Consider the following 9,593-nt stretch of genomic DNA (forward strand, 5'->3'; position numbering starts at 1 on the left):
ATATAATCGACATAGAATAACTAAAGGTAAAGGTGTCAACAATAGCTGAAACCACTTCGGGGACGAATTGTTGGCCTATATTGGTGCCAATTACGCAGAAGGCAGGCGGATGCCGGTGAATTAGCGGATAGGAGGTGACCTATGACAACAAAGAAAACGGATTATGAGGGGCTACTCGAGCAAGTCACAGAAACCCTCAAGCACAGTCCTGATGAGCTAAAACACTGGGCAGAAGTGACGGAAAAGTACCGTCAAGCGGCCAGTGACATGACCAAAGACGAGCTGGCATTGATTTCTGCATACCTCAAACGGGATTTGCAGGAGTTCGGCCAGAATGCTGACGAGAGCCCGGCGCCGTTCAGCGACAGCCCATTCTACCGGGTCGTGAAAGAGACGATTTGGGAAGGACTTGCCGAGGCAACGGACAAAACCCAGATTGAGTGGCATGAGGTGATGGATGATCTCAAGCATCAAGGGGTCTATGAAGCTGGTGAGATGGTTGGTCTGGGGCATTTGGTGTGCGAAAAATGCGGCCACGATGAGGTCATCACTCATGTTAAAGAGATTTCGCCTTGCCTCAAATGCGGCCATAACCGCTTTACCCGCAAGCCGCTGTCGCCTTAGGCCGTATATTTACTGACATGAAGTCAACAAAAACGGGCTGAAAGGGCCCGTTTATTTGTCGTAGATGACTCTGATAGGCGCAGAGTATTACTCTATAGGCTCTACTGTCTCAACCACAACGGTTGTCGGTGCCAGTTCTGGGAGTTGAGCAGGGACGGCTGCCGAAGGTTGAGAGGCTCCTTGGATCGGCGTGACACTGAATTTTTGACCAGCAATGGCAGCTTCCACCATCATTCCACCTTTGGCAGCAGTGAAGACGGCCACACCGTTGGTGTAGTCGGCATCGATAAATTTATCCCCGGCACTGGCACGAAAGCCTGACGTGCCAGCATTGGCTTGGGCGCCCTCGGTCAAAGCCACCGCAGAGGCTGAGGCATCAAGCTCGAAATTACCGTTCATGAAACGCTCGTAAGCTCGTTTGTCCTGGAAGAAGATAATCTCGCTGTACGATTGACCACCAAACTGCAAACCGAAAGACACTTGATATAACTTGGCATGGCCGGTGATATCGCCATTTTTGAAGACGGTGCCGCTGCCATAGGCGCCACCGACCCAGAATCCGCCTTTACCGACAGAAGGAAAAACCGCATAGCCATAAGCGGTGTGGAAAAAGGGCTGGGTTTGCGAAGCGGCTTGGAACTGGGTGAGGGCCGCTTGGGTCTCAAGACTTTCTTTGGCTACCGAGCCTGTTGCCACGCAAAGCATCGCGACGCTGTATAGCATGGCAAAGAGTTTGTTGATCGATTTCATTGGCATTCCCCAAATAGACATTGTGCTGTTGTTATTCCAAGCTTTTGATCGGTACGGGCTGTACGTACACAGCGCTTTGGCGAACTCTAATATACACCACTTGGTTATCTGTCCAATATATTAACAAGGTGAATGAAAAGGCGAAGGGGTTACCTTCGCCTTTCGGGGGAATTGTCAGCGTTGATTCAGCGTTATGCTGGCTAGCCGTTAGTCGTGGTAATTGACTTGCGGCTGTTCGTCACGGAATCGACCAGCCCGGCGACGGATCAGGATCCATGACATGGCGACAGACCACAGGATGTAGATATACAGTGGCCAGCTTCCGAGGGTGGTAAACGGCGTCATGCCAATTGTCGGTACCACTTCAGCCCTGAGGACTCCGGTCTCGAACTGCGGGATCTGCTCAATGATCTTGCCCTTGTGATCGACAATACCCGTCAGGCCACTGTTGGTTGCGCGCAGCAGTGGTTTGCCAAGCTCAAGCGATCGCATCTGGGCAATTTCCATATGCTGGAACGGGCCAATGGATTTGCCGAACCAGGTATCGTTGGACAGGGTCAGCAAGAACTCGGTATCGATATTGACGTTGCGACGTACCTGTTCGCTGAACGCGACTTCGTAGCACAGTGCCGGTGCCAGCGAGTAGCCATTGGCCTCGAGGTTCGGCTGGATGTAATCACCGCGACTGAACGAAGACATCGGCAGGTTGAAGAACGGCGCGAGTGGACGCAGGATATCGCCGAACGGTACGAACTCACCGAACGGTAGCAGGTGGTGCTTGCTGTAGCGCTCTGCCTGATCGTACTGGTACGGGCCGACGGCATTGACACCAAGGGTCAGGATGTTGTTGTAAAATTCCCCTTGCTCATTCTGATCCAACACACCAGTGATCACTGTGCTGCTGTTATTGCGCGCCGCTGCATCGAGGTTCTGCAAGAAGGTGGTGACCTGGTCCTCTAACGCTGGGATCGCCGCTTCTGGCCAGATGATCAGATCGGCGTCCCAGTTCTCACGGGTCAGGTCCGTGAACTTCATCAGGGTCGGCCAGCGCTGGCTTGGCAGCCATTTGATTTCTTGCGGCACATTACCCTGGATCATTGCGACATCAAGGGGATTGTCAGTGTCCGGCTTGACCCACTGTTTTTGGCCTGCAAACAAACCCAGCGCCAAAATGCATACCGGTACCAGCAATGGACGCCAGTTCCGGTAGTAAGTGGCTGCCACGAGGGCGCCGCAGCTAAGCAGCAGTGCCAAGGTGATCCCTTCTACGCCCAATATAGGAGCGAAGCCGGCATACGGGCTGTCAATTTGGCCGTAGCCCAACCACAGCCATGGAAAGCCGGTCATCAACCAGCCGCGGATCCAGTCGAGCAACAGCCAGATCACCGGGCCGCTCAGCATCAGCTGGTGGAATGGGCGGCCACGGTTGAATTTGTTGAATAGGGCACCGAAAACGGCAGGATACATGGCAAGGTAGCCAATCAGCAGGGCCATCAACGCCCAACCGGCCAACCATGGCATGCCGCCGAAGTTGGCGATACTGACATGTACCCAGCTGATCCCGGTTCCAAATAAACCCAAACCCCAGAGCAAACCGATCAGGGCGGAGCGCTTGACGGATTGATTCTGCAGCAGGTACAGAAAAATAAAGAGGGAAAGTGGGGCAAGGTACCAGTGATGGTAGGGAGCAAATGATAAGGTGGCTAAAGCGCCTGCTGGGACAGCCAGCAATGGCTGTCCCAACTTCTTAAAGGTATTTTTCGTCATTCGTTATGATGTTGTCGTCGGTTGAGGTGCTTCGTGAGGAACGGTCACTTGCAACTGGATAACCCGGCGGTTGTCGGCTGACGTTACCTTGAATGAGTAGCCCGCCAATTCAACGATTTCCCCTCGGGCAGGCAGGTGACCAAAGCTGGTCATCACCAAGCCGCCGACGGTATCGACTTCTTCATCGCTAAATTGGGTATGGAACATTTCATTGAACTCTTCAATGGTTGTCAGCGCTTTCACCGCATATGTGTGTTTGCTTAACTGACGAATATCCTGCTCTTCCTCGTCGTCGAACTCGTCCTCGATTTCGCCAACGATTTGTTCAAGGATATCTTCAATGGTGATAACACCGGATACCCCACCAAACTCATCGACCACAATCGCCATGTGGTAACGTTCTTCACGGAACTCCTTGAGCAGGCGGTCAACCCGCTTGCTTTCTGGCACAACGACCGCAGGTCGCAGTACTTTCTCCATGTTGAACGGTTCGCTGTTCGGCTGTAGGTAACGCAAAAGATCTTTGGCCAGAAGGATCCCTTCGACGTGGTCTTTGTCGTCACTGATCACCGGATAGCGTGAGTGCTGGGCATCAACAATTAAATTAATTAGATCCTCTACCTTCTGAGAACGCTCGATAGTGACCATCTGAGAGCGCGGGATCATGATGTCACGGACACGCATCTCGGAAATTTCCATGACCCCTTCGAGCATGTCGCGGGTGTCGTGGTCGATCAAATCGTTTTCTTCTGAATCACGGAAAACTTCTACAAGCTCTTCGCGGTTCTGTGGCTCGCCCTGGAACAGCTGGCCAATTCGTTCAAAGAAGGACTTTCTACTCGGACCTTCAGAATTTTGTGAGTTATCTTCGTTCATTGTTTGTAAGAATTACTTCTCTCAGTTAAGTGGCTGTGCCACGGGAATATACGGCACCTCAATGTGCCGTATTAGTTTGACAACAATATAATGAAAAGTTTACTGCTTTTCTTCGGCATACGGATCGGCATAGCCCATTTGCTGCATGATTTCCGTTTCCAAGCCTTCCATTTCTTCTGCTTCGTCGTCCTCTATATGGTCATAACCTAGCAGATGAAGACTGCCGTGTACAACCATGTGCGCCCAATGGGCATTCAGAGGTTTATCCTGCTCCTTGGCTTCTTTTTCGACGACCTGTCGGCAAATGATCAAGTCGCCCAGTAATTCCAGCTCCACGCCCGGAGGAGCTTCGAACGGAAAAGAGAGGACATTGGTGGGTTTGTCCTTGCCGCGATAGTCATGGTTCAGGGTTTGGCTCTCTTCCTCGTCCACCAAGCGGATAGTCAGTTCGGCATCGGCTTGGAAAGGAGTCACTGCGGCATCCAGCCATTGCTGGAATTGCGCTTCGCTAGGCATACCGCTTGTATTTTCAGTGGCTACCTGGAGATCAAGATAAATCGCCATTAGTTTGTTTTTTCCGTTTCGACTGCTGGTGCGGCAACTGGTGCTGCGGCAGCAGCTTGCATGGCGGCTTGTTCTTCACGTCGGCGTTGTTCTGCAAGCTTACGTTGCTTCTGATCTGCGCTCTCCCATACCTCGTAGGCCTGTACAATTCGTGCAACTACAGGGTGGCGGACGACATCGTCGGCCTGGAAGAAGTTAAAGCTGATCTCATCGACATCGGACAGTACCTCAATCGCATGGCGCAGGCCTGAACGGGCACCGCGAGGTAAGTCGATCTGGGTAACGTCACCGGTGATCACTGCACGGGAGTTGAAACCGATACGAGTCAGGAACATCTTCATCTGCTCGACGGTGGTGTTCTGGCTTTCATCAAGAATGATGAAAGCGTCATTGAGGGTACGGCCGCGCATGTAGGCGAGCGGTGCGACTTCAATTACGTTACGTTCAATCAACTTCTCAACACGCTCGAAACCCAGCATTTCAAACAGGGCATCGTAGAGCGGACGTAGATACGGGTCGACCTTCTGGCTCAAGTCACCCGGTAGGAATCCCAGCTTCTCACCGGCTTCAACGGCTGGTCGGGTCAGTAGAATACGACGGATTTCCTGACGCTCTAGCGCATCAACCGCTGCGGCGACGGCGAGGTATGTCTTACCGGTACCTGCTGGGCCAATACCGAAGGTAATGTCATGGCGGACCATGTTGGCAATGTACTGGGCCTGGTTAGGCGTACGTGGTTTGATCACCCCTTTTTTGGTTTTGATCACCACTTCCTTGCCATAAGGAATACTTGATTCGGTCGACTGCTCCAGGACACCGGATTCTTTGATCGCCAAGTGAACTTGATCAGGTTCGATGTCAGGAATGGTGTTGCGAACCGGGGCGGTATCGACATACAGGTTTTTGATAATATCGGCGGCGGCTTCGGCTGTGTGGGGTTGGCCGACCACGCTGAAACTGCTGCTGCGGTGGTTGATTTCTACACCCAAACGGCGTTCAAGTTGTTTGATGTTATCGTCGAAAGGGCCACAAAGGCTGGAAAGGCGCAGGTTATTGGCGGGTTCCAGATTAAATTCAATAGTTATAACTTTGCTCAAGATTTGCCTCTCAATAGGGCCACCCGTGTGGGTGGCCTAGGGTTCAGGGCGCGTCCTACTTGTGTTCAGACGGGCGTCTTACTATGGAGTATATACGCCAACACCCAATTCATCTTCTTTGCGTGTTTTTTCCATCACTTCAGCTGGAGACATGGCTACACGTAGATCCATTTCCGCTTCGGTGCGAACCAGCTCACCACGAAGTGAGTTGGTGAAGACATCAGTGATTTTCACGTCAACGAACTGGCCGATCAGCTCTGGAGAACCTTCAAAGTTCACCACGCGGTTGTTTTCGGTACGGCCACGCAATTCCATCACGTTCTTCTTCGATGGGCCTTCAATCAAGATACGCTGCTCGGTACCTAGCATCTGGCGAGAATAGCGCATAGCCTGAGTATTGATCTGTTGCTGCAATTCATACAAGCGTTCTTTCTTTACTTTTTCAGGCAGATCACATGGGTAATCGGCAGCTGGCGTACCAGGACGGGCTGAGAAGATAAAGCTGAAGCTGATATCGAAGTCCACATCGCGGATCAGTTTCATCGTATCTTGGAAGTCCTGATCTGTCTCACCCGGGAAGCCAACGATGAAATCAGAGCTGATGGTGATATCCGGGCGCGCTTTGCGCAGCTTGCGGATCTTCGACTTGTACTCGATCGCTGTATGTGGACGCTTCATGTTCGTCAAAATACGGTCTGAACCACTCTGTACCGGTAGGTGCAAGAAGCTCACCACTTCAGGGGTGTCTTGGTACACTTCGACAATGTCATCGGTAAATTCGATCGGGTGGCTGGTGGTATAGCGGATACGGTCGATACCGTCGATAGCCGCAACCAGACGCAACAACTCCGCGAACGTCGCGATCTCATCGTCGTGGGTCGCACCACGGTAAGCATTGACGTTCTGGCCAAGTAGGTTGACCTCACGTACGCCTTGTTCTGCCAGCTGGGCGATTTCGAATAGTACGTCATCCAGCGGACGGCTCACTTCTTCACCACGGGTGTAAGGAACCACACAGTAGGTGCAGTACTTAGAGCAGCCTTCCATAATCGAAACGAACGCCGTTGGACCTTCAGCACGAGGCTCTGGTAGACGATCGAATTTCTCGATTTCCGGGAAGGAAATATCCATGACTGGTGCATGGTCGCTCTGCGATTGTTTGATCATCTCAGGCAGGCGGTGCAGGGTCTGTGGGCCGAAAATGACATCGACATACGGTGCACGCTTGCGGATTGAATCGCCTTCCTGGGTTGCTACACAACCACCCACGCCGATCACGAGCTCAGGTTTTTTGTCTTTTAGGGTTTTCCAGCGACCAAGCTGGTGGAACACTTTTTCCTGGGCTTTTTCACGGATGGAGCAGGTGTTAAGCAGCAGAACGTCTGCTTCTTCTGGTTCTTCCGTTAACTCGAAGCCATTGGCTGCATTAAGAAGATCGGCCATTTTCGATGAATCGTATTCGTTCATCTGGCAACCCCAGGTTTTGATAAGCAGTTTCTTAGCCATGTCTAACTCTTCACTCGTAGTGTTTATTCATTGCATTTCACATTGCTTCATTCCGCATCGACGGTCAAAAACAAGGCCGCCTGCGGGAGCAAGCCGCGTATTGTACTGCTTTAAGGCGTGCCTGACTAGATCATCACCACCCCGAATATTTTGTGGTTTTTCATTCTGCCGCTACCGGTTTGAGTTTATTGAGGGTTTGGGGACCCAATTGACGCATTTGTTGACGGATCCATTGGCTGCGCTGCTGAATATAGGGAGTCATGGGGGCGGGTTGCATCCGATAAGGGTTGGGTAATACCGCAGCCAATTGCGCAGCTTGCTGAGCGCTAAGTCGACGGGCGGAAATACCGAAAAAGGTCTGGCTGGCCGCTTCCACGCCGAACAGGCCGGGGCCGAACTCAACGATGTTGAGGTATACCTCTAAGATACGTGTTTTGTCCCAGAGTAATTCCATCCACAGCGCAAAGTAGAGCTCGACGCCTTTGCGCAGGAAAGTACGGGATGGAAATAGGAATAGGTTTTTGGCAGTTTGCTGGGTGATAGTGCTGCCTCCCCGAGTGGGACCCTCACTGCCGGTTTGCTTGAGGATCGCCAGGATGGCATTGATATCAATACCACTATGTTCGGGGAAGTGCTGATCTTCAGAGGCAATCACCGCGAGCTGGGCATTGGTTGATATCGCCGCCATCGGCACCCACTGGTGGGCAGCGCGCGATGGGTAGCCTTGCGGGGGAAAAATGGCACGGTGAAGCTGCCAGCCCCAGACTGGGGGATTGATATACTTACCGACCAACACCAACAAGATCGGTAGCAGAAGTGCAAGCATTAGCAGTCTGAAAAGCCAGCGTTTGATTAATCCAGTCATCCCCTTCATCCTTGTGTGGCCATATATTAATCACTGATGCGCTTGTGAATTTTGGTAGAATATTGGCAGCAACGCGCCAGTGGGCGCGGCACTCTTTTCTTGAGCATAACAAATGGGAACCGATATGGAACAGTTTGATGTGGTTGTGGCTGGCGGTGGTATGGTCGGAGCGGCAACAGCAATAGGTTTGGCCCAGCAGGGGCTATCTGTTGCGGTGTTGGAAGGGATCACCCCAGCTCCGTTCGAATCTTCGCAGCCCATGGATCTGCGAGTGTCGGCTATTTCCCCACATTCTGTGTCATTACTGGAACGGTTGGGAGCGTGGGAGGCGGTGACGGCAATGCGACTTTGCCCGTATAAACGACTGGAAACCTGGGAGCACCCAGAGTGCCGTACTCGCTTTAATGCTGAACGCATGCACCTCGACCACCTTGGTTATATTGTCGAAAACCGGGTGATCCAGCTGGCGTTGTGGCAGCAATTCGAACTCTACCCGAACCTGACGGTGAAGTGTCCGGCCCGTATGGTCTCAGCCGTCGAAACCGATAATGGTTATGAGATTGCGATCGAGGACGGTAACCCATTGCATGCGACTTTGCTGGTCGGCGCCGACGGTGCTCAGTCTCGTGTTCGCCAACAGGCGGGGATTGGGATCACGGCATGGGATTACCGCCAGCACTGTATGCTGATCAGTGTCGAAACCACCCTGCCACAGCAGGATATTACTTGGCAGATGTTTACCCCTCACGGTCCGCGTTCATTTCTGCCATTACCAGGCCATCAGGGCTCATTGGTATGGTACGACAGCCCGGCGAAGATCCAGCAGCTATCGGCGATGACCCCAGCTCAACTTGAAGAACAGATCATTACTCATTTCCCATCAGAATTGGGTGAAATCAACGTGCTCAACCATGGCCGTTTCCCGCTAACCCGTCGTCATGCACAGCAATATTATAAATCTGGCGTAGTGTTGTTAGGTGATGCAGCCCATACCATTAACCCCTTGGCTGGGCAGGGGGTCAACCTTGGCTTCAAGGATGTTGATGTCCTGCTGCATGAAATTGAGAAAGCAGGCCAGGATTGGTCTAGCGTGCGGGTACTCCAAGCTTATGAGCGTCGCCGGCGTCCGGATAACCTGTTGATGCAGAGCGGCATGGACTTTTTCTATACCGCCTTCAGTAACAACCTACTGCCGGTGAAGTTTTTACGCAATGCGGGTTTGAAGCTGGCCGAGCAGGCCGGCCCGATTAAGCAGAAAGTGCTGAAGTATGCGATGGGGATGTAATGCCCATTGGGGATAAGCGAGTAAAGAAAAAAGCCGAATGTTTGTAAAAACATTCGGCTTAACAACCAGAGAGATACGATCATTGAGTTGGTTGTAAAATCTGTTGTCTGTTTATCTGGATGGTCTTATCTATGAGTATCCAAGTGCCAGACATAAGAAAACCCACCAAAAGGTGGGTTTCTAAAGATGGTGCGGAAGGAGAGACTTGAACTCTCACACCTTGCGGCGCCAGAACCTAAATCTGGTGCGTCTACCAATT

General features: G+C 52.0%; 9 protein-coding genes. 2 read left to right on the forward strand and 7 right to left on the reverse strand.

Features of this window, described 5'->3' with window-relative positions; translation table 11 throughout:
- Nucleotides 1-141: 141 nt before the first annotated feature.
- Nucleotides 142-624: a zinc ribbon-containing protein gene (locus NHN17_RS15640; RefSeq protein ID WP_255043532.1), complete on the forward strand. Its 483-nt coding sequence runs from the start codon at nt 142-144 to the stop codon at nt 622-624.
- A gap of 87 nt (nt 625-711) precedes the next feature.
- Here NHN17_RS15640 and NHN17_RS15645 read toward each other — a convergent pair whose 3' ends face one another.
- The 7 genes from NHN17_RS15645 to mtgA all read right to left on the reverse strand — a co-directional run bounded on the left by NHN17_RS15645 (nt 712) and on the right by mtgA (nt 8,049).
- Nucleotides 712-1,374 carry a lipid-binding SYLF domain-containing protein gene (locus NHN17_RS15645; protein WP_255043533.1) on the reverse strand — a complete coding sequence of 221 codons (663 nt, stop codon included), beginning with the start codon at nt 1,372-1,374 and terminating at the stop codon, nt 712-714.
- A gap of 207 nt (nt 1,375-1,581) precedes the next feature.
- On the reverse strand, nt 1,582-3,141 hold the full coding sequence (gene lnt / locus NHN17_RS15650) for an apolipoprotein N-acyltransferase (protein ID WP_255043534.1): 1,560 nt from the start codon (nt 3,139-3,141) through the stop codon (nt 1,582-1,584).
- Between the two features lie 3 nt (nt 3,142-3,144).
- Nucleotides 3,145-4,017, reverse strand: coding sequence for a CNNM family magnesium/cobalt transport protein CorC (gene corC / locus NHN17_RS15655; protein WP_255043535.1), 873 nt, complete (start codon nt 4,015-4,017; stop codon nt 3,145-3,147).
- Nucleotides 4,018-4,116: 99 nt separating this feature from the next.
- Entirely contained in the window at nt 4,117-4,581 is a 465-nt protein-coding gene (gene ybeY / locus NHN17_RS15660; protein ID WP_255043536.1) for an rRNA maturation RNase YbeY, read from the reverse strand.
- Nucleotides 4,581-5,678, reverse strand: coding sequence for a PhoH family protein (locus NHN17_RS15665; RefSeq protein WP_303629417.1), 1,098 nt, complete (start codon nt 5,676-5,678; stop codon nt 4,581-4,583). The genes ybeY and NHN17_RS15665 overlap by 1 nt, the downstream gene beginning before the upstream one ends.
- Nucleotides 5,679-5,759: 81 nt before the next feature.
- Nucleotides 5,760-7,184, reverse strand: coding sequence for a tRNA (N6-isopentenyl adenosine(37)-C2)-methylthiotransferase MiaB (gene miaB / locus NHN17_RS15670; RefSeq protein ID WP_255043537.1), 1,425 nt, complete (start codon nt 7,182-7,184; stop codon nt 5,760-5,762).
- Between the two features lie 160 nt (nt 7,185-7,344).
- Nucleotides 7,345-8,049: a monofunctional biosynthetic peptidoglycan transglycosylase gene (mtgA, locus tag NHN17_RS15675; RefSeq protein ID WP_255043538.1), complete on the reverse strand. Its 705-nt coding sequence runs from the start codon at nt 8,047-8,049 to the stop codon at nt 7,345-7,347.
- A 124-nt stretch (nt 8,050-8,173) separates the two neighbouring features.
- On the opposite strand from mtgA, the gene NHN17_RS15680 reads away from it, so the two are divergent.
- Nucleotides 8,174-9,334, forward strand: coding sequence for a 2-octaprenyl-3-methyl-6-methoxy-1,4-benzoquinol hydroxylase (locus NHN17_RS15680; protein WP_255043539.1), 1,161 nt, complete (start codon nt 8,174-8,176; stop codon nt 9,332-9,334).
- Nucleotides 9,335-9,593 lie beyond the last annotated feature (259 nt).

It is taken from the genome of Photobacterium pectinilyticum, from assembly GCF_024357955.1.
In the GTDB taxonomy this organism is placed as follows: domain Bacteria; phylum Pseudomonadota; class Gammaproteobacteria; order Enterobacterales; family Vibrionaceae; genus Photobacterium; species Photobacterium pectinilyticum.